Source organism: Mesorhizobium sp. P2_E6, assembly GCF_056403835.1.
Genome location: NZ_JBFUEQ010000001.1, coordinates 761210 through 784977, shown reverse-complemented (window position 1 = coordinate 784977; position 23768 = coordinate 761210). Strand labels below are relative to the sequence as shown.

The 23768-nt window shown below is 64.4% G+C and carries 21 protein-coding genes; 15 read left to right on the top strand and 6 right to left on the bottom strand.

Going from position 1 to position 23768, the window contains the following annotated elements; translation table 11 throughout:
• Nucleotides 1-8: 8 nt before the first annotated feature.
• The 5 genes from AC1D08_RS03675 to AC1D08_RS03655 are packed head-to-tail and all read right to left on the bottom strand — an operon-like array spanning nt 9 to nt 6623.
• Nucleotides 9-1571, bottom strand: coding sequence for an indolepyruvate oxidoreductase subunit beta family protein (locus AC1D08_RS03675; protein ID WP_477422559.1), 1563 nt, complete (start codon nt 1569-1571; stop codon nt 9-11).
• Nucleotides 1564-3717: a thiamine pyrophosphate-dependent enzyme gene (locus AC1D08_RS03670; RefSeq protein WP_457150596.1), complete on the bottom strand. Its 2154-nt coding sequence runs from the start codon at nt 3715-3717 to the stop codon at nt 1564-1566. Before AC1D08_RS03670 ends, AC1D08_RS03675 begins: the two co-directional genes overlap by 8 nt.
• A gap of 44 nt (nt 3718-3761) precedes the next feature.
• The gene (locus AC1D08_RS03665; RefSeq protein WP_457150597.1) at nt 3762-4244 is read right to left on the bottom strand and encodes a MarR family winged helix-turn-helix transcriptional regulator; all 483 of its coding nucleotides are present in this window, start codon (nt 4242-4244) and stop codon (nt 3762-3764) included.
• Nucleotides 4244-5815: a phytoene desaturase family protein gene (locus AC1D08_RS03660; protein ID WP_457150598.1), complete on the bottom strand. Its 1572-nt coding sequence runs from the start codon at nt 5813-5815 to the stop codon at nt 4244-4246. The genes AC1D08_RS03665 and AC1D08_RS03660 overlap by 1 nt, the downstream gene beginning before the upstream one ends.
• Before the next feature lie 16 nt (nt 5816-5831).
• Complete coding sequence (locus tag AC1D08_RS03655) at nt 5832-6623, bottom strand: cyclase family protein (protein WP_457150599.1); 792 nt, start codon at nt 6621-6623, stop codon at nt 5832-5834.
• A gap of 119 nt (nt 6624-6742) precedes the next feature.
• On the opposite strand from AC1D08_RS03655, the gene AC1D08_RS03650 reads away from it, so the two are divergent.
• From AC1D08_RS03650 to AC1D08_RS03590, 13 genes are all read left to right on the top strand, one after another.
• The gene (locus AC1D08_RS03650; protein ID WP_457150600.1) at nt 6743-8317 is read left to right on the top strand and encodes a phytoene desaturase family protein; all 1575 of its coding nucleotides are present in this window, start codon (nt 6743-6745) and stop codon (nt 8315-8317) included.
• 110 nt (nt 8318-8427) lie between these two features.
• Entirely contained in the window at nt 8428-9957 is a 1530-nt protein-coding gene (locus AC1D08_RS03645; protein ID WP_457150601.1) for an ABC transporter substrate-binding protein, read from the top strand.
• A 90-nt stretch (nt 9958-10047) separates the two neighbouring features.
• The gene (locus AC1D08_RS03640; RefSeq protein WP_457150602.1) at nt 10048-11055 is read left to right on the top strand and encodes an ABC transporter permease; all 1008 of its coding nucleotides are present in this window, start codon (nt 10048-10050) and stop codon (nt 11053-11055) included.
• Nucleotides 11048-11896: an ABC transporter permease gene (locus tag AC1D08_RS03635; RefSeq protein ID WP_477225292.1), complete on the top strand. Its 849-nt coding sequence runs from the start codon at nt 11048-11050 to the stop codon at nt 11894-11896. Before AC1D08_RS03640 ends, AC1D08_RS03635 begins: the two co-directional genes overlap by 8 nt.
• Complete coding sequence (locus tag AC1D08_RS03630) at nt 11893-12771, top strand: ABC transporter ATP-binding protein (RefSeq protein WP_457150604.1); 879 nt, start codon at nt 11893-11895, stop codon at nt 12769-12771. The genes AC1D08_RS03635 and AC1D08_RS03630 overlap by 4 nt, the downstream gene beginning before the upstream one ends.
• Complete coding sequence (locus tag AC1D08_RS03625) at nt 12764-13597, top strand: ATP-binding cassette domain-containing protein (RefSeq protein ID WP_457150605.1); 834 nt, start codon at nt 12764-12766, stop codon at nt 13595-13597. The genes AC1D08_RS03630 and AC1D08_RS03625 overlap by 8 nt, the downstream gene beginning before the upstream one ends.
• Before the next feature lie 77 nt (nt 13598-13674).
• The gene (locus AC1D08_RS03620) at nt 13675-14274 is read left to right on the top strand and encodes a VOC family protein (RefSeq protein ID WP_457150606.1); all 600 of its coding nucleotides are present in this window, start codon (nt 13675-13677) and stop codon (nt 14272-14274) included.
• Nucleotides 14275-14414: 140 nt separating this feature from the next.
• Nucleotides 14415-16709, top strand: a complete 2295-nt coding sequence (locus AC1D08_RS03615; protein ID WP_477422555.1) for a bifunctional salicylyl-CoA 5-hydroxylase/oxidoreductase — start codon at nt 14415-14417, stop codon at nt 16707-16709.
• Nucleotides 16706-17479, top strand: coding sequence for an SDR family NAD(P)-dependent oxidoreductase (locus AC1D08_RS03610; protein ID WP_457150608.1), 774 nt, complete (start codon nt 16706-16708; stop codon nt 17477-17479). Before AC1D08_RS03615 ends, AC1D08_RS03610 begins: the two co-directional genes overlap by 4 nt.
• A complete protein-coding gene (locus tag AC1D08_RS03605; protein ID WP_095082573.1) occupies nt 17473-17943 on the top strand; it encodes a MarR family winged helix-turn-helix transcriptional regulator in 471 nt (156 codons plus the stop codon). Before AC1D08_RS03610 ends, AC1D08_RS03605 begins: the two co-directional genes overlap by 7 nt.
• Complete coding sequence (locus tag AC1D08_RS03600; RefSeq protein WP_457150609.1) at nt 17940-18752, top strand: enoyl-CoA hydratase family protein; 813 nt, start codon at nt 17940-17942, stop codon at nt 18750-18752. The genes AC1D08_RS03605 and AC1D08_RS03600 overlap by 4 nt, the downstream gene beginning before the upstream one ends.
• Nucleotides 18752-19900 (top strand): acyl-CoA dehydrogenase family protein, encoded by a 1149-nt coding sequence (locus AC1D08_RS03595; RefSeq protein ID WP_457150610.1) that lies wholly within the window; start codon nt 18752-18754, stop codon nt 19898-19900. Before AC1D08_RS03600 ends, AC1D08_RS03595 begins: the two co-directional genes overlap by 1 nt.
• 64 nt (nt 19901-19964) lie before the next feature.
• On the top strand, nt 19965-20360 hold the full coding sequence (locus tag AC1D08_RS03590; protein WP_477422553.1) for a RidA family protein: 396 nt from the start codon (nt 19965-19967) through the stop codon (nt 20358-20360).
• A 7-nt stretch (nt 20361-20367) separates the two neighbouring features.
• Here the strand turns inward: AC1D08_RS03590 and AC1D08_RS03585 are convergent, their stop codons facing one another.
• On the bottom strand, nt 20368-21459 hold the full coding sequence (locus tag AC1D08_RS03585) for an LLM class flavin-dependent oxidoreductase (RefSeq protein ID WP_477422551.1): 1092 nt from the start codon (nt 21457-21459) through the stop codon (nt 20368-20370).
• Between the two features lie 123 nt (nt 21460-21582).
• Here AC1D08_RS03585 and AC1D08_RS03580 point away from each other — a divergent pair, with 123 nt between their 5' ends.
• A complete protein-coding gene (locus AC1D08_RS03580; protein ID WP_457152475.1) occupies nt 21583-22359 on the top strand; it encodes an HpcH/HpaI aldolase family protein in 777 nt (258 codons plus the stop codon).
• A 187-nt stretch (nt 22360-22546) separates the two neighbouring features.
• Nucleotides 22547-23737: a pyridoxal phosphate-dependent aminotransferase gene (locus AC1D08_RS03575; RefSeq protein ID WP_457152482.1), complete on the top strand. Its 1191-nt coding sequence runs from the start codon at nt 22547-22549 to the stop codon at nt 23735-23737.
• Nucleotides 23738-23768: the final 31 nt, after the last annotated feature.

Here is a 23768-nt window from a genome sequence, read left to right as displayed (position 1 = left end):
GCCTTGCTTCAGAGCGACGCCACGGTCTTCAGCGCGCCGTCGAGCATGTCGCCCTTCTCGTCCTTCAGTGCCGCCTCGCGCAGGCGGCGGATCCAGTCGGCGGCATCCGGACGGCCCTTGACCAGATCGAGCGCCGACAGCACCCGGTCGAACTTCGACTGGGCGCGGACGTGGGTGTCGCTGTAGCCCTTGATCAGCCGGCGGCAGTTGAGGATTTCGACGGCCAGCGCGTAGTCCGCCGGCACGTAGCCGAGTGCCAATGCGTACCAGCGCTCGAGATGCTTGGTCTCCACCTGGTGACGCAGCAGGCGGCGGCGCCAGCGGCGCAGGCCACCGATGAACCACAGTGCGGCAAAGCCGGCGAAACTGTCGGTGCGGATGCGACGGCCATGGTTGATGCGGCGGTCGAGAAAGGCGGCGAGCTTCGGCCGGCTCTCGATGTAGCTGCCTAAGTTTGCCGGCAAATTACCGCAGAACTCCTCGATGCGCGGATGGAAATATTCGGTCACCTGGAGGATCGAACCGTCCTTGACGCCGACCTCGCGGCGCACCCGCCGGTCGCGCGTCGAGCGCGTCTTGAGATCAGCGACACGGATCATGTCGTCGTAGCACATGGCGTTGGCGAGATGCTTCGCAGCAGCGACCGACAAGTCATATCCGCGATCCGGCCCGTCCAGCGCGATGGCCTTGTCCAGCCGGTCGAGATATTCGCCCCCATAGGCGATGTCTTGATAGTCGACGACCTTTCTCAGCCCCCTGAACGCCATGTCGCGCACCGCCTCGGGCATCACATCGATGCGGACAGTCAGCGCCTGCCAGCCTTGCAGCAGGCTTTGCGGGCCACTCACCTGCCCTACGCCCAGCGCAGATCCGACAGCCGCCGGCTCTGCCATCTTTGGCGTCAGTGCCGCCGTGCCGCGCGCGCGATCAAACGCAGCACCGAAGGCGGCGAGGCTGGCCTTGACGCCGCGGCCACCGGCACCGATCGCCTGCTCGTAGCTTTCGCGCGTGAACGGCAGCGCGTCGGACCCGGCCAACGCGCCAAGCAGGCTGGCCGAGATCATCGAGCCGTTGTCGGCGGCGATCTTCTCCATGTCGAAAGCGATGAAGCGCTTCGATGCGGCTTCCGCCGTTGCATGCACTTTCGAGGAGGACGCCCGGCCGTCGCCCGGTTCGATCTTTTCCGACACGGCGGCGATGCGGTGCGACGAGACGATCAGCGTCGTCCGCTCTGGCGTGACGAAGCCGCGGATGATGGCGCGGCCGGCTTCCATCAGTTCCGCCGCGATCAATATGTCGACGTCGCCTTGCGAGGGCGACAGCGCGAAGACCGGCAAGCGGCCGGTGTCGCGGGCCATCTCGACATAGTAGATGGTGGCGCCGGTGCGCTGGGCGACGCCGGCGACCGAGGTCGATTGCGCGACGTAGCCATTGCGCTCGGCGACGTCGGTGATCCAGTCGGCCAGCACGCCGCCACCCTGGCCGCCGACCGCCAGCACGGCAAGCTTGATGACGCGCTCGTCGTCGTGAGCGCCGGCTCGGGGGGGAAATGGCGGGACAGCGTCAAGCATCGGCGAAGGTCAGGCGCCGGCTTTCGCGGCGGCGCTGCAACAGGCTGATGGTGGCGCGCCGCGCCGCTTCGAGGAAGCGGTCCCAGCGGCCCGGATTGTGCACGACATCGGCGCGGTAGAAGGAGGGGCACAGCACCGCCGCATCGGCGACCTCGCCGCAATTGCCGCAACCGACGCAGCTCTGGTCGATATGGGCCACCGGATCGTCGCGCAGCGGATCGTCGAGCGACTTCACCGACAGCGACGGGCAACCGGACAGCCGCATGCAGGCATGGTCACCGGTGCAGATGTCTTCGTCGATACCGAACTTCGGCTTCACCACGCGCTCGCCACCCTTGATCGCCTTGTCGACAAGGGGCTTTTCGCGGCGCTGCCGGTTGAGCATGCATTCGGACGAGGCGACGATGACCTTCGGCCCCTTCTCCTCCGTCGTCAGCGCCTCGCGCAGCGTGTCCTGCATTTTGGTCACGTCGTAGGTGCGGTCGATGTGGCGCAACCATTTGACACCCATGCCTTTCACCGCCTCGGTGATCGGATGCTTGGTCGACTTGGTCTTGTTGCCCGCGCGCGACGACAGAATATCCTGCCCTCCGGTCGCGGCCGAATAGAAATTGTCGACGATGACGATGACGCCATCGTTCTTGTTGAACACGGCATTGCCGATCGAGGAGGTCAGGCCGTTGTGCCAGAAGCCGCCGTCGCCGACGAAGGAGATCGAGCGGCGCTTGGCGTCGGGCGAATTGAAGGCCGAGGCCGAGGCCGGCCCCAGCCCATAGCCCATGGTGGTGGCGCCGAGCTCGAATGGCGGCATGATTGAGAACAGGTGGCAGCCGATGTCGGAAGCGATGTGGTGCTTGCCGAGTTCCTGCTCGACCAGCTTGGTGGCGGCAAAGATCGGTCGTTCCGGGCAGCCGATGCAGAAGCCCGGCGGACGACCCGGTACGACGTTGATCAGGTCGGCGGTATCGACGCCGTCGCCGACCTTGTTGGGCGCGCGCACCTCGCCCGGCAACAGATGCGGCGCCTCGGCACGCAGGAAGGCGCCGATGCCGTCAAGCATGACCTGGCCGGTGTATTCTCCGGCCATCGGCAGATGCTCCTTGCCGACCAGCCTGGTACCGCGCCCGGCCTTGTGCAACATCGCCGCAAAGGCCTGCTCGATGTAGTTGGGCTGGCCTTCCTCGACGACCAGCACGGACTGCTTGCCCTCGCAGAAGGACAGGAACTCGTCGTCGATCAGCGGATAGACGGCATTGAGCACGTAGAGCGGCACATCGGTATCGCCATAGGTGTCGGCGAGGCCGAGACGCTGCAGCGCGCGGATGACCGAATTGTACATGCCGCCCTGCATGACGATGCCGACCGAGCCGTGGTCCGAGCCGAACATCTCGTTGATCTTGTTCTTGCGGATGAAATCCGCCGCCGCCGGCCAGCGCTTCTGCACCTTCTCCTTCTCGTGCAGGAAGGAGGCGGGCGGCAGCACGATGCGGCCGGTGTCGCGGCGTGGCGCGTCGAGCGCATCGGCCACCGTCATCGGCGGTCGCTTGTTGTCCTTGGCGATGAAATGGCCGTGCACGTGGCAGCAGCGGATGCGGACCTGCAGCATGACCGGCGTGTTGGAAATCTCCGACAACTCGAAACCGTCCTCCACCGCCTTGACGATCGACGGCAAATTGGGGCGCGGGTCGAGCAGCCAGACCTGGCTCTTCATGGCGAAGGCATGGCTGCGCTCCTGCATGATCGAGGAGCCCTCGCCGTAGTCCTCGCCGACAATGATCAGCGCACCGCCGGTGACGCCGCCGGACGCCAGATTGGCGAGCGCATCGGAGGCGACATTGGTGCCGACGGTCGACTTGAAGGTCGCCGCCCCGCGGATCGGGTAATGCACCGATGCGGCCAGCATGGCGGTGGCGGTGGCTTCCGAAGCGCTAGCTTCGAAATGCACGCCGAGCTCGCCCAGAATGTCCTGCGCGTCGGCCAGCACGTCCATAAGATGGCTGATCGGCGCGCCCTGATAGCCGCCGACATAGCCGACGCCGCATTGCAGCAGCGCCTTGGTGATGGCGAGAATGCCTTCGCCGGCAAATTCCTCGCCGGCGCCGAGCCGCAGCTTTTCGACTTCCTTGGCAAAAGACCGTTCGGCCATTTCTTTCTCCCTTCCGTTACCGCCGGCGTCGGCGGCGCGTAGGTCTAGATGTCGTGCTTGCGAATGTTTTTGAGCATCTTCAAAAGTGTGGTGATGAGCGCTGAATATTCGGCGTCGTCGATATCGTCGAACATCGCCTCGAACGCGTCATGCATGGCCGGCCAGGCGCGGGTGAACTCGGCGCGGCCATCGTCGGTCAGGAAGACATGGCGGATGCGGCTGTCGGTGACCCCTTGCTCGCGCCGCACCAGGCCCTGGCCCTCCAGAGTGTCGAGCGTCCGGCTCAAGGTCGACTGCTCGATCACCGTATAGACCGAGAGGTCGTTGACGGTGATGCCGTCGGTGACCGACAGCACGGCCAGCGTGCGGACCTGCGGAATGGTCAGCCCCTGTTTGCGGAAATCGTCGCGCAAAGTGGCGTTGTAACGGCCCATGATGCGGTTCATCAAATAGGGCGCGAATTGCTGCAGGCCGATCTGCCCCAAGGTGGAAATGCGCTGGCGCTTTTCCGCGACCTTCTGTTCCATCATAGCCTCCCCGCCAGGAGAAAGCCGGAGCCGCCGCCGAGGCCGGCACCCGGATGGGTCGAGGCGCCGATATGGTGGAGGCCCTTGATGCCGGTCTGATGGTTGCGGCTGGTCTTGAACGGCCGCCACAGGAACGACTGGTCGATGGTCGACGAGCCGCCATAGGGATCGCCGCCAACCAGATTAATGTTCATTGTTTCGAGATCGGCTGGCGAATAGGCGCGGCGCGCGATGACGCTGTCCTTGAAGCCCTCGATATGGCTGGCGAGGATGGCCTCGACGCGGTCGGCATAGGCTTCGCGCAGCGTCTCGGTCCATTGGCCATCGGCCGGTGTACCCAGCTTGCCGGCGGCGTCGCCCTTGATGTGCCGCGGTGCCTCGGGCAGTTGCAGCCACAGGATCGCCTTCCCCGGTGGGCAGCGTGAGGGATCGAGCGCATGCGGCTGGCCGACGCAGATGGTCGGAACCTCCGGCAGCATGCCGCGCGCCGCCTCGTTGCAGGCTTTCGACACGCCATCCAGTCCCGGCGTCAGGTGCAGCAATGCGACCTTGTCCAGGCCTTCGCCGCGCCATGCCGGCGGCTTGTCCAGGGCGTAGTGGATCTGGAAATTGCCTTTGCCGTAGCGGTACTTCCGCGTCGCCTCGGCATCGTCCTTTGGGGCATCGGTGCCGAGCAGCCGGCCATAGAGTTGCGTCGGCGTGACCGAGCAGATGACGCTCTTCTTCGCATTGACCGTTTCGCCCGAGGCCAGCCGCACGCCGGTGGCGCGACCTCCAGTCAGGATGATGGAGGTAACGTCCGCTTCGGTGGAGATGACACCACCGCGCTCGGTGATGAGCGCCTCGAAGGCTGACAGCAGGTTCTTCGCGCCGCCCTTGACGATCGGCGCGCCGGCCGCCTCCAGCGCAAAGGCGATGACCTTGGCGATCTGGCCGGAGAAAGCATCTTCCGGTCCGAGCCCGGCATGCAGCACCCAGGGTGCCCACAGCGCGCGGATGGTTTCCGACTGGTAGGTGCTTTCGAGCCAGTTGCGCGCCGGCACCAGCGCTTCGCCGAGAAAGGCGGCAAGGCCACGCGGCCCGCGCCGCCAGCCGTCGCCAGCCAAAAGCTTCGCCGTTGGGTAGGACCACAGGCTGCCGCCGAGCAGGCCGAACAGCAGGCCGGCATTGCGTTCGATGCCACCGACATCGTCTGCATGCCGGTCGCCATCGCCCGCGGCGATGGCATTGAGCGCCGCGATGTTGGCGGCGCGGTCGGTGCTGAGCACGGCACGGCTGCCGTCCGGTCGCAGCACGCCGGTCGGCGTGCCGGTGTGGCAGAACTCCAGCCCGTGCCGGGCGAGGTCGGCGCCCAGCGCCGCAAAGGCCGGTGAGGTGATGAACAGCACGAAGGTCGTCGCCATCACATCATGGATGAAGCCGGGCGCGGTGATCTCCTCGGTGCGCATGCAGCCGCCAATGCGGTCGTTGCGCTCGAGGACGAGCACCTTCGCGCCCTTGCCGCCAAGCATCGCCGCGCAGACCAGCGCGTTGATGCCGCTGCCTACGATGATGTGATCCGGCTGGCTCACGTCAAAACGCTTTCGCTTAGCCCTTCGGAACAAGCGCCAGCGCGCGGATCGGGCTGCCGGTGCCATGTTCGATCTTGAGCGGCGCCGCGATCAGGATCGCACCCTTCGGCGGCAACTGGTCGAGGTTGCAGAGGCTGGCAAGCCCATAACGGTTGGCCTTGTGTATCAGCGTATGCGCCGGGAATGGTGGCTCCATGCCACCGGCCTTGCCGGCGTCGGTGCCGATCGTCTCGCTGCCCCAGCCCTTGATGTCCTTGCTGATCAGGAACTGGATGGTTTCCGCCGTCGGACCCGGCGTATGCGGGCCGGTCTCGTTGGCGTTGAGGAACTCGGCTTCGGAGCCATTGCGCTTGTACCAGTCGGTGCGCATCACCACCCATTCGCCGGCATTGATCGCGCCATGCTTGGCTTCCCATGCCTTGACGTGGTCGACAGTGAGCAGGAAATCGTGGTCGGCGGCGGCTTCCTTCGAGCAGTCGATGACATTGACCGGGCCGACGAAGTTCTGTGCCGGAATGGTGTCGGTGGCGCCGTCTGGATAATCCTTGCCGGTGATCCAATGCTGCGGCGCATCGAAATGCGTGCCCGAATGTTCGCCGAGCTTCAGCCAGTTCCACGCCCACCACGGGCCGTTCTTGTCATAGCGGGAGATGTTATGGATTTCGACCTTCGGTGTGTCGACGGCGAGTTCCGGCGGCAGCTTGATCAACGGCGTATCGGGCCCGAGCGGCGCCGACAGGTCGACCACCTTGATGGCGCCTGAAAGAAGCTGGCCGGCGACTTCGCCGAGGAGTTTTTGGGTGTCCATGGTCTCTGTTCCCTCTTTCGTGATGATGATCAAGGCTCGTCTCGGCCCTTAATATCCTACTAGACGAAAACATATGCATCTGCAATTATCTTTAAGCATAAAGGAAATGGGAACGGGGCGTGAGCGAGTTCGACGCCATCTTTGTCGGAGCCGGCCACAACAGTCTGGCATGCGCCGCGCATTTGGCGGTCAAAGGCTGGAAAACCGGGATTTTCGAGCGCAGTGCAACAATCGGCGGCGCCGTCCAGACCCGCGAATTCACCTTTCCCGGCTTCCGCCACGATTTCGGCGCGATGAATTTGAGCTTGTTTGCCGGCTCGGCCTTCCATCGAAAATATGCAAATGAATTGAACCGCCAAGGACTGGAGTTCGCGCCGGTCGCCGACTGTTTCGCCAGCGCCTTCCCTGACGGACGCTGGTTCGGCGTCAGTAACGACCTGGAAAAGACCGCGTCGCGCATGGCCGCCTTTTCAGCCGCGGATGCTGCAACATGGCGCAGGCTGGTCGCCGCCTTCCCGGCGGAGGCCGAGCATCTGTTCCGGCTGCTGGGATCGCCGATGAGCGCCCGCGCGCTTGCCGGCACGGCATGGAACCTGTGGCGCAAGAAGGGCATGTCCGGTGCGCTCGATACCGGCCGGCTGTTGCTGTCTTCACCTCGCGCGTGGCTGGAGGAAAATTTCGAGTCGCCTTATGTGCGGGCGACGCTCGCCACCTGGGGCATGCATCTCGACTTCGCGCCCGACATCGCCGGCGGTGCGGTGTTCCCCTATCTGGAATCGATGGCCAACCAGAGTTTCGGCATGGTGCTGGGCAAGGGCGGGGCAGATACCATCATCCGGGCATTGTCCGGCATGGTCACGTCTACCGGCGGCACAATCGTCACCGGTGCCGAGGTGGCGGAGATCACGGTTTCCGCGGGCAAGGCGACCGGCGTGCGGCTCGCGTCCGGCGAGACGCATACCGCGACCAAGGCAGTCATCGCCGGCGTGGCGCCAAGCGCGCTGACCGGCAAGCTGCTGCCCAACGGTTCGGGTGACGCCGGCTTCGACACGGCGATGAAAGAGTTTCGCCACGCACCCGGCACAATGATGATCCATCTGGCGCTCGACGACCTGCCGGACTGGCGCGCCGGCGCCGAGTTGCGGCAGTTTGCCTATGTGCATCTGTCTCCCTCGCTCGACGCCATGTCGCGCACCTATCAGCAGGCGATGGCAGGCATGCTGCCGGACGAACCTGTGCTGGTCGTCGGCCAGCCGACGGCGATCGACCCGACACGAGCGCCCGCGGGCAAACACGTGCTGTGGGTGCAGGTGCGCATGCTGCCCGCCGAAATCCTGGGAGATGCGGCCGGCAAGATCGCACCCGCGCATTGGGACAAGGTCAAGGACAACTACGCCGAGCGCGTTCTCGACATCATCGAGAGCTACGCGCCCGGCCTGCGCAACAAGATCCTTGGCCGGGCGGTGTTTTCACCCATCGACCTGGAGCGCGAGAACCCGAACCTCGTCGGCGGCGACCAGGTCTGCGGCAGCCACCATCTGGCGCAGAATTTCCTGTTCCGTCCGGCGCGCGGTTTTGCGGGCTGGAACACGCCAGTGGCGCATCTGCATCTCACGGGGGCCGCGACATGGCCAGGCGCAGGTACCGGTGCCGCCTCAGGCTACATGCTCGCGCAACAACTTGGCGGGAGGTAGGAGCCTAGGATTTTCTGGGTGAAGAAGGGCAAGGCGCTGCTGCCCAAGGAGCCTGAAACGATGAACTGAGATCGCCGCGCAAAGACAATAAACCAACAAGGGGAACGACCATGACAATCAACAGACGCGAATTGCTCGGATACAGTGCCGCGGCACTCGGGGCGGCCGCTATCGGCCTGCCGCAGATCGCTAAGGCCGCTGCCGGCGACCTGACCATCGCCTATAACGTCAACCTGCCGTCCTGGGATCCGACGACCGGACCTTCGGCCGTCAACCCGACGATCCAGGGCCTCTACCAGTCGGTGTTCGACCAGTACATCCCGCAAAAGCCGGACCTTTCCTTTGCGCCGGGCCTGCTCACCGAATGGGGCTGGAACGACGACCGCACGAAGATCATGATGACGGTGCGCGAAGGCGTGACCTGGCATGACGGCTCGCCGTTCACGGCCGAGGACGTGGTCTGGTCGCTGCAGCGGGCGGGTGACGAAAAGACCGGCAACCCGATCCAGTTCGTCTGGAAGAACGTCAACAATTTCAAGATCGACGGCAACAAGATCACCGGCGATGTCGTGCAGTTCGACCCGGTGTATTTCAAATGGATGTCGTTCCTGACCGGCTACATCATGCCCAAGGCCTATTACGAGAAAGTGGGTGCGGAAGGTTTCGAGAAGGCGCCGATCGGCACCGGCCCCTACATGGTGGAAAAATTCGAGCGCAACGCCTTCCTGCGGCTGAAAGCCAATCCGAACTACTGGGGCGGCAAGCCGGCCTTCGAGAATGTGACGATCAAGTTCGTTGCCGATGCGGCAAGCCGGGTCGCCGAAGTCGAGTCCGGCTCCTCGCAGGTGACGCTCGAAATCCCTTATGAGGAATACGACCGGCTGATCGCCAAGGACGGGCTTGCCGGCTCGTGCAAGAACGTCTCCGACATCGGCATGATCTTCTTCAACGACATCGAAGCGATGCTGGACAAGAACGTCCGCCAGGCAGCTGTGATGTCGATCGACAAGAAGCTGCTGGTCGACCGCCTGCTGCGCGGCTACGGCCAGCCGATCGACACGCTGGAGACGCCGGAATACACGGCTTACGATGCGTCGATCAAGGTCGAGCACAATCCGGAAAAGGCCAAGGAACTGCTCGCTGCTTCCGGCTATTCGCCGGAAAAGCCGGTCAAGTTCACGATACAGACAACCAAGGGCTTCAAGCCCAAGGACTATGAGATGATCCAGGCGATCGTCGGCATGTGGCGCAAGGTCGGCATCGAGGCGACGATCGAGGTCTACGAGATCGCCAAGCACTACGAGCTGCGCGCCGCCGACAAGCTGGCGCCGGCCGCCTTCTACAATTGGGGCAATGCCATCGGCGATCCGACCACCTCGACCGGTTTTGCCATGTATGGCCCGAGCCCGCATTCGGTGTGGGACAGCCAGGACCTGATCGACATGATCAACCCGCTATGGGGCGAGAAGGACGAGGCCAAGCGTATTGCTGGCTGGAAGGCGGTCGACAAATACATCGCCGAGCAGGCCTATGTGCTGCCGCTGATGCAGTATGCGCAGCCGATCGTGCATGCCAAGGGCGTCAATGTCGTGCAGCACGTGTCCGGCGCGTTGCTGCCTGCCCTGATGACCCCAGCCTGATATCGGCCTGGGATTGCCGCGCGCCGTCCATCGAGACGGCGCGCATTTCCTATCCGGCATACGAGCCAGCGGGCTCCTGCAAAGATCTACATGCTTCTGCAAAGATTCCTGATCCGTGGTCTGACGATGCTGGTGACGCTGTTCGGCGTTGCCGTCGTCGTCTTTGTCGTGATCCGCGTTGCTCCGGGCGATCCGATCGCGATGATGCTGTCGCCCGGCGCCACGGACGCCGACATCGCCCGGCTGCGCGCACTCTACGGGCTCGACAAGACCATCGTGCAGCAGTTCTTCATCTGGCTGTCCGGCGTTGTCAGGGGCGATTTCGGCACCTCGATCTCGCTGCGGCAGGATGTTCTCAGTCTTGTCTTCAATCGGCTGCCGGCGACGCTGGAACTCGCCATCATTGCCCTTCTGATGGCGGTGACGATCGGAGGCACGACCGCGATCCTCGGTGCGCGCGAACGCGGCACGGCGGTCGAGGCCGGCATCGATATCGCCAGCGGTGCAGCGCTTTCCATTCCCGACTTCCTGTGGGGCTTGGTGCTGATCTTACTGTTCGGCGTGCTGGTGCCGATCTTCGACATTTCCGGCCGGGTGTCACCGCAGCTCGACCTGCCCTTCGTCACACAGTTTTATCTGGCCGAGAGCATCCTGAGACTCCGCTTCGATCTCACCTGGGACCTCCTCAAACACATGCTGATGCCGGCGGTTGCGCTGGCACTGCCGCTGGCGGCGATCATTTCGCAGCTGTTGAAACAGTCGCTGAAGGAAGTGCTCGACCTCGACTATGTCGTGCTGGCGCGGGTGAAAGGGTTTTCGGAAACGCAGGTCATCCTGCGCGAAGCGCTGAAGAACGCCGCGCTGCCGACACTGACGCTTGTCGGCGTGCAGTTCACCTTCCTGATCGGCGGCACGGTCATCGTCGAACGGCTGTTTTCCTATGAAGGCCTCGGCAACATGGCTATCGATGCTGTCATCAACCGCGACCTGCCGCTGATCCAAGGCATCGTGCTGGTGTTCGCGCTGCTGTTCGTATTGATCAACCTCACCGTCGACATGATGTATGCATTGCTCAATCCGAGGCTGCGCCATGGATGAGGGCCGCACTCCGAGGCGCGGCGTGTCACCCCGCTTGTGGCTGGCCGGCGGCTGGCTGCTGCTGGCGCTGCTGGCCGCGATCTTCGCGCCGCTGGTCGCGCCGCAGGATCCGCTGGCGCAGGATTTGATGCTGGAACGGCTGCCGCCGTTCTGGATGAGCGGCGCAGAGCCCGGCTATTGGCTCGGTACCGACAGCCTCGGCCGCGATCTGTTGTCCCGGCTGATCTTCGGCGGCCGTATCGCCTTCATCGTCGCCTTCGCCGCCGCCATCGCCACGTGCCTGGTCGGCTCGACGCTCGGGCTGATATCGGGCTATTTCGGCGGCTGGGCCGACCGCATCATCTCGCGCATCGTCGACGTCTGGATGGCCTTCCCGCCGGTGCTGTTCGCCATCCTGCTGGTCGCCGTGCTCGGCACCGGGCTCAGCTCCGTCATCATCGCCATCGCCGTCATCGACTGGACGCGTTTCTGCCGGGTGATCCGGGCCGAGACGATGGGCCAGTCGCGCATGGACTATGTCGAGAATGCCCGCATCGCCGGCTATGGCCGCATCGGCATCATGCTGCGCGAAGTGCTGCCAAATGTAGTGCCGTCGATCGTGGCGCTGCTCTCGCTGGAAATGGGTATCGCCGTCATCGTCGAGGCGATCCTCTCCTTCGTCAATCTGTCGATCTCGACCGACGATCCGACCTGGGGCGGTATCATCGCCGAGGGCCGGATTTCCATCCATCAGGCCTGGTGGGTGCTGGTGTTTCCGCTGATCACGCTGATCCTGACGGTGCTGTCGTTCAGCCAGTTCGGCGAGGCGTTGAAGACGCGTTTCGACCCGGTGTTGCGATGAGCGCTTGCCTCGACATCAGGGACTTGAGCGCCGTGCTGGCGAACGGCCAGCGCGTGCTGCGCTCGGTGTCGCTCTCCGTGCAACCGGGAGAGGTCCGCGCGCTGGTTGGCGAGAGCGGCGCCGGCAAGACGATGATCGGCAAGGCGGTGCTTGGCGTCTTGCCGTCGAGCGTGCGCATTGTCGAGGGCGACATGCTGCTTGAAGGCGAAGATCTCGGCAGGTTGGAGCCAAAGGCAAGGCGCACGCTGATCGGTGCACGCACGGCGCTGATCCCGCAGGACCCGCTGACCGCGCTCAACCCGTCACGCCGCATCGGTTCTCAGATGACCGACCGGCTGGTGCGCATCCTGGGCTGGAGCGGCGAGAGGGCCGATACCCGAATTCGCCAATTGCTCGACGAGGTGCAGATCCGCGACCCCGATCGCGTGCTGAAGAGCTACCCGCACGAGCTTTCCGGCGGGATGCGCCAGCGCGTGCTGATCGCCGCCGCCTTCGCTGCCGAACCACGGCTGATCGTCGCCGACGAGCCGACCACTGCACTCGACGTCACCGTGCAGAAGCAGATCCTGCGGCTGATCGCGCAGTTGCAGCGCGACCACGGCACGGCGATCCTGTTCGTCACCCATGATCTCGGCGTCGTCGCCAAGATCAGCCAGAAAGTGTCGGTGCTCTATGCCGGCAAGGTGGTCGAAGAGGCCGACACTGCTGCCCTCTTCGCCAGCCCGCAACACTCCTACACGCGGGCGCTGATGGCCGCGACACCGCGCTACACCGATCCGTTCGCCTCGCTGAAGCCGGTGGACGAGGCGGTCCTGGCCGGGCTTGCCGCCGAGATCACCGCCGCCGACCAGGCCTGGAGGCGGCCCCATGGCTGAGCCGCTGTTCAAGGTGCGCGGGCTGAAGGTCGCGCTGCCCGACATGACACGCAAGCCGCTGATCGGCCGTGCGCCGCTGGCCGAGATCTTGAAAGGCCTGGACTTCGACCTGCCCAGGGGCTCGGTGACCGGCATTGTCGGCGAATCCGGATCGGGCAAGTCGACCCTCGGCCGCGCCCTGGTGCGCCTGCTGGAACCCAGCGCCGGCAGCATCAACTTCGACGGCCGCGACATCACCCATCTACCGGAAGCGGAGCTCAGGCCATTGCGCCGCAACCTGCAGATGATCTTCCAGGATCCGATGTCGTCGCTCAACCCGCGCCGCACCATCGCCAGCATCATCGCCGCACCACTGAAGCAGAATGGGCTTGGCGACAATCTGAAGGCGCGCGTCGCCGAAGCCTTGCTGCGCGTCGGCCTGCCGCAAAGCTTCGCCAGCCGCTACCGCCACGAACTGTCGGGCGGCCAGCGCCAGCGCGTCGGCATTGCGCGCGCGCTGGCGCTGTCGCCGAAATTCGTGCTCGCCGACGAGATCGTCTCCGGCCTCGACGTCTCGACCCAGGCGCAGATCCTCACCCTTCTGGAAAAGCTTGCGGCCGAGATGGGCCTGACCGTCGCCTTCATCAGCCACGATCTGTCTGTCATTCGGCGGCTGTGCCGGCAAGTGATCGTCATGCGCGAAGGTGTCATCGTGGAAGCCAGCGCCACCGATGCCCTGTTCGAAAACCCCCGGCAAAGCTACACGCGCGACCTGATAGCAGCCATTCCGCTGCCCGAAATCGATGCCGGCTGGCTGGATATTTCTTCCGCCGCCAAGGCGACATGAACGCATACGCACGCCGAAAAGCGGGCCTCGGATGTGCGACGGGCAAATGACCAGGCCCCGCCAGGAGGAGGACTGACATGAAGACGATACTTCGAAACGCCGCGCTCGCCGCCGCTATCCTTGGCAGCGCCGGCATTGCCACCGCCAGCTCGATCCCCGGCATGCGCGGCCATGATCACACCGGCATCACCGTTCCCGACATGAAGCAGGCGGTCGACTTCTTCACCGAAGTCGTCGGCTGCAAGAAGGCGATGTCGTTCGGTCCGTTCGCCGACGACAAGGGCACCTTCATGCAGGATGTGCTGGGCGTCGACAAGAAGGCGGTGATCGAGCAGATCACCATGGTTCGCTGCGGCAGCGGATCGAACATCGAACTGTTCAAATACACCGCGCCCGACCAGAAGGATCTGACACCGAAGAACAGCGACATAGGCGGCTTCCACATCGCCTTCTATGTCGATGACGTCGCCGCCGCCAAAGCCTATCTCGACGCCAAGGGCGTCAAGACGCGCATGGGGCCGATACCGGTTTCCGAAGGGCCGGCCGCCGGCCAGACCATTCTCTATTTCCAGGCGCCGTGGGGTCTGCAACTGGAAGCGATCAGCTACCCCTCGGGGATGGCTTACGAGAAAGGCGCCGAGACCGTGCTGTGGAGCCCGAAGAACCCGGAAAAATGATTGGAAGGCGCGCTTGCGCCACGTCACGCAAGCGCGCCTCCGTGATATCCAGATAATCATTTCGATATGAAACTTTAAGCTTGAAATAATTTGTCGCCGGCGCGATACTGGGGCCAGCAAGCGAAGAGGAGATCGCACAGATGAAGGTTGCGGTTCTCGGCGGCGGACCAGCCGGCCTCTACTTTGCCATCTCGATGAAGCTCAGGGACGCCACGCACGAGGTGACGGTGTTCGAGCGCAACCGCGCCGACGACACATTCGGGTGGGGCGTCGTGCTGTCGGCCGAGACGCTCAACAATTTGTCGAAGAACGATCCGGTCAGCGCCGTCTGGATCAAGAAGCATTTTGCCTACTGGGACGATATCGCCGTCATCCATGACGGTGTGCGCACGGTTTCGACCGGCCATGGATTCTGCGGCATCGGCCGCAAGCGGCTGCTGGTCCTGCTGCAGCGGCGCGCGCGCGAACTCGGCGTCAAGCTGATGTTCGAGACCGACATCGCCGATCCGCGGCCCTATATGGAGACGCACGATCTTGTCGTCGCCGCCGACGGCCTGAATTCCAAAGCGCGCAACACCTTCGTCGACGTCTTCAAGCCCGACATCGACACCCGCAAGTGCAAGTTCGTCTGGCTCGGCACCAACCAGAAATTCGACGACGCTTTCACCTTCATCTTCGAGAAAACCGAGCATGGCTGGGTGTGGGCGCACGCCTACCAGTTCGACAGCGACACCGCGACCTTCATCGTCGAGTGCAGCGAACAGACTTGGGCTGCTTTCGGCTTCGGCACGATGTCGCAGCAGGAATCGATCGCCGTCTGCGAGCGCATTTTTGCCAAGCATCTTGGCGGCCATGCACTGATGACCAATGCCAACCATATCCGTGGTTCGGCCTGGATCAATTTCCCGCGCGTGCTGTGCGAACGCTGGTCCTACAAGAACCTGGCGCTGATGGGCGATGCTGCCGCATCGGCGCATTTCTCGATCGGCTCCGGCACCAAGCTGGCGCTGGAAAGTGCCGTGGCGCTGGCAGAGTATGTCGAGTCCGAGCCGGACCTCGACGCCGCGTTCCGAAGATATGAGGATGCCCGCCGCACCGAAGTGCTGAAGCTGCAATCGGCGGCGCGCAATTCGCTCGAATGGTTCGAGGAGGTCGAGCGCTATCTCGGCCTCGATCCGGTGCAGTTCAACTATTCGCTCTTGACCCGCTCGCAACGCATCAGCCATGAGAATTTGCGGTTGCGCGATGCCGCATGGCTGGGCGGCGCGGAGGAATGGTTCCAGCGCCAGGCGGGCGCCGGCGGCAACAGCCTGCGCCGCGCGCCGATGTTCGCACCGTTCAAGCTGCGCGACATGACACTGCAGAACCGCATCGTCGTCTCGCCAATGGCACAGTACAAGGCTGTCGACGGCTGTCCGACCGACTGGCATTTCACCCACTATGCCGAGCGCGCCAAGGGTGGCGCTGGCCTCATCTATATCGAGATGACCTGCGTCAGTCCCGAGGGCCGCATCACACCAGGCTGTCCCGGCTTCTATGCGCCCGAACATGAGGTGGCATGGAGGAGGCTGGTCGATTTCGTCCACGCCGAGACGGAGGCGAAGATCTGCGCCCAGATCGGTCATTCCGGCGCCAAGGGCTCGACCCGGCTCGGCTGGGAAGGCACAGATGTCCCGCTGCCCTCAGGCAACTGGCCTGTGATGGCCGCATCGGCTGTTGCGTGGTCACCGCAGAACCAGGTGCCGAAGCCCATGGACCGCGCCGACATGGACAAAGTGCGCGACGAATTCGTGGCCTCGGCGGAGATGGCCGATCGTTGCGGCTTCGACATGCTCGAGATCCATGCCGCGCACGGTTATCTGCTGTCGTCCTTCATCACGCCGGTCACCAACCGGCGCACGGACGCCTATGGCGGCTCGCTCGAAAACCGCATGCGCTATCCCCTGGAGATCTTCCGCGCGGTGCGCGCCGCCTGGCCGGCTGAGAAGCCGATCTCGATGCGCATTTCGGCCAATGACTGGGTCGGCATCGAGGGCGTCACCCCGGCCGACGCGGTCGAAATCGCACGGCTGCTGCATGAGGCCAGTGTCGACATCTGCGACGTCTCGGCCGGCCAGACCTCGGCATTGGCAAAGCCGGTCTACGGCCGCATGTTCCAGACACCGTTTTCCGACCGCATCCGCAATGAGGTCGGCATGGCGACGATGGCGGTCGGCAACATTTACGAACCGGACCATGTCAATTCGATCCTGATGGCCGGCCGCGCCGATCTGGTGGCGCTGGCACGGCCGCATCTGGCCGATCCCTACTGGACGCTGCACGCGGCGGTTACGCTCGGCGACCGCGGTGTCAAATGGCCGGATCCCTATCTGCCCGGGCGCGACCAGCTCTACCGGCTGGCCGAGCGCGACGCTGCGGCGGGGCTGAAAGTATGAGCGCCGCTGCAACGATTGCCGGCAAGCACGCGCTGGTCACCGGCGGCGGCTCCGGCGTCGGCCGGGCCATCGCGCTGGCGCTGGCGGGCGCAGGCATCGACGTGACAATTTGCGGCCGCCGCGACGCGGAGCTCGCCAAGGTCGCCAAGGAGAGCGACCGCATCTTCGGCATTGCCGCCGACGTCACCAATGAGGCGACAATGGCGTCGCTTTACGAGACGGCGCAAGCCGCGCGCGGGCCGATAGACATCGTCGTCGCCAATGCCGGCATGGCCGGCAGCACGCTGGCGCACAAGACCACCCTTGCCGACTGGCAGCGGACGCTGGATGTGAACCTGACCGGTGCCTTCCTGACGGTGAAGCCGGCGCTGGCCGGCATGGCGGTGCGAAAGACCGGCCGGATCGTGTTCGTTGCTTCGACGGCAGGCCTGAAGGGCTACGCCTACGTCGCGCCCTATGTCGCCGCCAAGCATGGCGTCGTCGGTCTGATGCGGGCGCTGGCGGCCGAGACCGCCAAATCGGGCGTCACTGTCAACGCGGTGTGTCCGGGTTTCGTCGAGACCGAGATGCTGGAGGAGTCCATCCAGCGTATCATCGAAAAGACCGGCCGTTCAGCCGAGCAGGCACGGTCGAGCCTTGCCTCGACCAACCCGCAAGGCCGCTTCATCCAGCCGCAAGAAGTTGCCGCCGCCGTGCTGTGGCTGTGTGGCGATGCCGCGGCGTCGATCACCGGACAGGCGATTTCCATCTCAGGAGGCGAAACATGGTAGCCGGCCCCCTGCCCGCGCCGACCGGACCCGGCAAGGACCGGCTGCGTCTGTGGATACGGCTGCTGCGCGCCTCGCGCACGATCGAGGCCGAGCTGCGCGAGCGCCTGAAGAAGGACTTCAACACAACGCTGCCGCGCTTCGACGTGATGGCCGCACTCTATCGCGCGCCCGAAGGCATGCTGATGAGCGACCTGTCGCGCTTCCTTTTGGTATCGAACGGCAATGTCACTGGCATCGTCGACCGGCTCGTATCGGAGGGACTTGTCGCCCGCGCGCGGCGCAATGGCGACCGCCGCACGTCGATGGTGCGGCTGACCGAGGAAGGCTCGAAGGCTTTCGGCATCATCGCCGCGGCGCATGAAGGCTGGATCGGTGAATTGCTGGGCAAGGTCAGCGAGGACGACGCGCGCCGGCTGACCGGCATGCTGACCTCGTTCCGCAGCAACTGGGAGGGACGCGAATGACCGGGATGGCTGGCCTCGAGCCGAAGCATTTCCTCTGGCAGGTCGAGGGCAGGATCGCGAAGGTCCGGCTCGACCGGCCAGAGCGCAAGAACCCGCTGACCTTCGACAGCTATGCCGAGTTGCGCGACACGTTCCGCGACCTCGTCTATGCCGACGACGTCGACGCCGTGGTGTTCCTGTCCAATGGCGGCAATTTCTGTTCCGGCGGCGATGTCCACGACATCATCGGGCCGCTGGTCAAGATGGACATGAAGCAGCTCTTGGCCTTCACCCGCTTGACCGGCGATTTCGTCAAGGCGATGCTGAATTGCGGCAAACCGATCATTGCGGCAGTCGACGGCGTCGCGGTCGGCGCCGGCGCTATCATTGCCATGAGTTCCGATATCCGCATCGCCACGCCGGAGGCCAAGACGGCGTTCCTGTTCAGCCGCGTCGGCCTCGCCGGCTGCGACATGGGTGCCTGCGCGATCCTGCCGCGTATCATCGGCCAGGGCCGCGCCGCCGAATTGCTCTACACCGGCCGCACCATGACGGCGGCGGAAGGCGAGCGCTGGGGTTTCTACAACCGGCTGGTCGATGCCGGTTCGCTTGAGGCCGATGCGCTCGACATGGCGGCGCGCATCGTCTCCGGCCCGACCTTCGCCCACGGGATCACCAAGACGCAGCTCAACCAGGAATGGTCAATGGGTCTCGACCAGGCGATCGAGGCCGAAGCGCAGGCACAAGCAATCTGCATGCAGACGCGCGATTTCGAGCGCGCCTACAAAGCGTTTGTGGCCAAGGAAAAGCCGGTGTTCGAGGGCAATTGATGGCTGACAAGAGTTTCCTTTCCTGGCCGTTCTTCGAAGACCGCCATCGCCAACTGGCCGAGCGGCTGGAGGCGTGGTGTTCGAAAAACCTGCCGGTCGATCACCATGACGTCGATGCCGCCTGCCGCGAGCTGGTGGGCAAGCTCGGCAGGGACGGCTGGCTGAAGCCGACGGCTGTGGACACGGACAATCCGGGACCACTCGACGTGCGCACGCTGTGCATCACGCGCGAGACGCTCGCCCGCCATGACGGGTTGGCCGATTTCGCCTTCGCCATGCAAGGGTTGGGCACCGGCGCGCTCAGCCTGTTCGGCACGCCCGAGCAGCAGCAATGGCTGGCAAAGACACGTGCCGGCAAGGCGATTTCCGCCTTCGCCCTGTCGGAACCGCGCTCCGGCTCGGACGTCGCCAACACCGAAATGACGGCGACCCGCGACGGCGACAGCTATGTTCTGTTCGGTGAAAAGACCTGGATCTCCAATGGCGGCATCGCTGATCTCTATGTCGTCTTTGCCCGCACCGGCGAAGCGCCGGGCGCCAAGGGGCTTTCGGCCTTTCTGGTGCCGGGCGACGCCAAAGGCCTTGGCATCGCTGAACGCCTCGAGGTGATCGCGCCGCATCCGCTGGCGCGGCTGTCGTTCGACCAGGTCCGCCTGCCTGCCTCGGCGCTGATTGGCAGACCGGGCGATGGCTTTCGCATCGCCATGTCGGTGCTCGACGTTTTCCGTTCGACAGTCGGTGCGGCAGCGCTCGGCTTTGCCCGCCGCGCGTTGGATGAAAGCATCAAAAGGGTGGCCGAGCGCAAACTGTTCGGCGCACCGATGGCCGAATTGCAGATGGTGCAGGGTCATGTCGCCGACATGGCGCTCGACGTCGACGTGGCGGCGCTGCTGGTCTACCGCGCCGCCTGGACCAAGGACATGGGTGCCGCGCGCGTCACCCGCGAGGCGGCTATGGCCAAGCTGTTCGCCACCGACAAGGCGCAAGAGGTCATCGACAAGGCCGTACAGCTGCATGGCGGCGACGGCGTTCGCAAAGGCCATATCGTCGAAAGCCTATATCGCGAGATCCGCGCGCTGCGCATCTACGAGGGTGCCTCGGACGTGCAGAAGGTGGTGATCGCGCGGCAGGTGATGGGCGCGGCCTGATGGCAGGAAATTTGACGGGCAATCGATTTTGAGACTTGGTTTTTGGACTACCGGGAGGTTTTGAATGCACGAGATCCTGCAGCCGGAAGGCTGGGCAAAACCTGTCGGCTACGCCAATGGCGTTGCGGCGCGCGGCAAGCTGGTCTTCGTCGGCGGACAGGTCGGCTGGAACGGGCAGTGTCAGTTCGAGACTGACGATTTCGTCGGCCAGGTGCGGCAGACGCTTGAGAACATCGTGGCGGTGCTGGCGGAAGCCGGGGCCGGGCCGCAGCATATCACCTCGATGACCTGGTATTTCACCGACAAGGCCGAATACCGCGCCAATCTCCGGGGCATCGGCGAGGCCTATCGCGAGGTGATCGGCCGGCATTTTCCGGCGATGGCCGCCATGCAGGTGATGGCGCTGGTCGAGGACCGCGCCAAGGTCGAGATCCAGGCGACAGCCGTCATTCCGGAATGACCTTTGCTTATCCGCGAAGGCCAGCCTGCCTCAAAATCGGCAGCACGTGGTCGCAGAAATAGGGCAGTTCCTGCGTGTAGTTGACGAAGGACAGCGCGATCCCCTGGTAACCCTGCTCAGCAATGGCGACCATGTCGGCGGCGATGGTTTCGGGCGTTCCAATCAGCGGATAGGTGCCGGCGCCGCCGGCGAAACGCTGCCGATAGCGGTCATAGGCATGCGGGTCGTGCGATTGCGAGAATTCCTTCTTGCCGGCCATGTGGGCATCGACCGCGTCGTGGTCGGCCATATCAACGGCATAGCGCGCGTAGTAGGCCTGCGCCTCTTCCATCGTCGGACGGCAGACCACATGCGCCACCGTGTAGACGCCGACATCACGGCCCACCTTGTCGGCACGTTCGCGTATGTCGGCGACGTGCTTGCCGGCGTCGCCCATCTCGGAAAAGGTCGTGAACAGATAGTCGCATCTGGCGGCGGCGAAATCGCGGCCCGGCCCGCCGAAAGCGGCGTTCATCGTCACCGGGCGCGGAACTTGCAAGCTGGCCGGACGGCTGACCGCTTCCTTGAGGCGATAATAGGTGCCTTCATAGTCTAGAGGCTCGCTTGAGGCATAAAGCCGTTCGAGGATCTCGATCCATTCGGCCGCCTGGTCGTAACCCTTTTCGACCAGCGGCGTGCCGAACATGCCGAATTCCTTCGGGTTCCAGCCGCAGACGATGTTGAGGCCGGCGCGGCCCTGGCTGATGTGGTCGACGGTCGCCAGCGCCTTGGCGGCGTAGAGCGGATGCACGAGCGGCACATGCACGGTCATAAACAGGCCAATCTGTTCGGTGGCCATGGCGAGTGCCGCCGCCCAGGTGAAGGTCTCGAACGACCATTCCCGCACCTTGTTGCGGCCGCCGAAGCCGCGCCAGCGCGCGATCGGCAGCATGAATTCCAGCCCGGCGCGGTCAGCGATCTGGGCCGCCGTCAGATTGTCCTGCCAGCTTCCCGCCCAGCGTTCCGGAACATCGGTGATGGCAAGGCCGCCATCGGCATTGGTCGAAAAGACGCCGAGCTTGAGTTTGTTCGGGCCGTGCAGGGGATGCGTTTTGATCATGTCTGGAACTCGTGGCGGGAGAGCCCACGCTAGGCCCGCGCGAAAATATTTCAAGCCTGAAATAGCTTCGCCTGACAGTCGTTTGCGGATATGGATTCTGGCAGAGCGAGAAAGGTGACGGGCATGAGCGAGTTCCGCCAGAAGTGTATCGGCAAGACGAACCTCGTTGGTTCCTTTGCCGCCATTCCCCATCCCGTGGCAGTCGAAGTGATGGCGCAGTCCGGCCTTGATTTTCTCTGCATCGACTGGGAGCATGCCCAGATCTCGCGCGACATGATCGAGACCATGGTGCGAGCGGCCGACGTGCATCGCTTGCCGGCGATGGTGCGCGTTCCCGGTCATGCGCCGGAAGCGATCCAGGCGGCGCTCGACAGCGGCGCGCAAGGCGTGCTGATCCCACGCGTCTCGACCGCTGCCCAGGCGGCGATGGCTGTCAAAGCCTCGCGCTATCCGCCACAGGGCGAGCGTGGCGTCGGGCCCGGCCGTGCGGCCGGCTACGGCTATCGCATTCCCGAATATCTCGCCGGCGCCAATGGCAGGATCGTCGTCGCGGTCCAGGTCGAGACATCGGAAGGACTGGCCAACATCGAGGCCATCGCCGCCGTCGACGGCGTCGACGTGATCTTCGTCGGCCCCGGTGATCTTTCGGTGTCGATCGATGCGATCGGACCGAAAGGCGCCGACAAGCTCACCGAGGCAATCCGCAGGATCATCGGCGTCACGGTTGCGCATGGCAGGACATCAGGCATCTTCTGCGCAAAGCCGCAAGACGTCTCCCAATGGGCCGCCATCGGCGCCAGCTTCTTCGTGCTGGCCAGCGACACGATGTTTCTCGGTGCGGGCGCTGCCGCCGGCACCGCCGCCGCGCGTGCCGAGCTGACGCGAGACGGGCGCAGCTAGCGCAAAAAGGGCGTATTGGTCGGGCAACAGGCTGGTCAAACTTTTTAAGCTTAAAACTTTCGCCTTGAAAAGCGCCGCGCTTTGGATAAGCATTCCAAGATCGATGGCGACTGCGGTACCGGGCGGGCTTGCCGGGGGCAGTCCATCGTGGTGTTCCGGGTGGGAGGGGTTTCAGTCCTTGTCGTTCATGCTGCCCCAGTCGTCGTCCAGCGCGCGATATGCCTTCGATGGCATTCGCGCCCAAATCCGTGACCTGCATACCGAGAACATCGCCAACCTTGCCGTTCGGGCGCGCGAACTCGGCGACGTCATCGCGCTCTGGTACGGCGAAGGCGACATGGTGACGCCCGCTTTCATCCGCGATGCGGCCAAGGCTGCCTTCGATGAAGGCCTGACCTTCTACGTTCCCAACATGCGCGGCCATGGCCCCCTGAATGAGGCGCTGTCGGAGTACCAGACGCGCATCCATGGCCGGTCGATCCCGATCGCGCGCACCACGGTCACGCCGGGCGGCATGCAGGCGCTGTACCTTGCGCTGGAACTTCTGGTCGATACCGGCACCAACGTCGTCTATGTCGCGCCGCAATGGCCCAACATCCACAACGCCATCCACTTGATCGGCGGCGAGCCACGGCCGTTTTCGCTCGACTATAGGGGTGACTGGCATCTCGACCTCGACCGGCTATTTGCGACCTGCGATGCCCGCACGCGCGCGATCTTCCTGTCGACGCCCTCCAACCCGACCGGCTGGACCGCCTCAGCCGAGGAAATGCGCGCGCTGCTCGATTTCAGCCGGCGCACCGGCATCTGGATCATCTCCGACGAGGTCTACGGCCGGCTCTATTTCGATGACGATGTTGCGCCCTCCATCCTGCAGATCGCCGAGGATGGCGACCGGGTGCTGTCGGTCAACAGCTTCTCGAAGGCCTGGGCGATGACCGGCTGGCGCATCGGCTGGCTGACGCATCCGTCCGGGGTGGCCGACCAGCTCGGCGCGATGACGCAATATGTCAACAGCGGCACCGCCGCGCCGATCCAGGCCGGTGCGGTTGCAGCGATCCGCCAGGGCGAGCCGCTGGTCGAGGAGATCAGGCAGCGGATCAGGACTGGCCTTGACCTCGCCTATGACCGGCTGGCGCAAATTCCGGGCGTCATTCTGCCAACGAAACCGCGCGGCGGCATGTATGCCTTCTTTGCCATGGAAGGCGAGAGCGATGCACGGCGCGCCTGCACCAGGATTCTCGAGACGGCGCGCGTTGGGCTGGCACCCGGTCATCTGTTCGGAAGTTCGGCAACGGCCTTCCTGCGAATGTGCGTGTGCCGTGAACGCAAAGAGATAGCGACCGCGCTTGACCGCATGGTCGCGGCCATGAATTGACGCCCTGCCGACGGTGGGACGGCAAGAAACC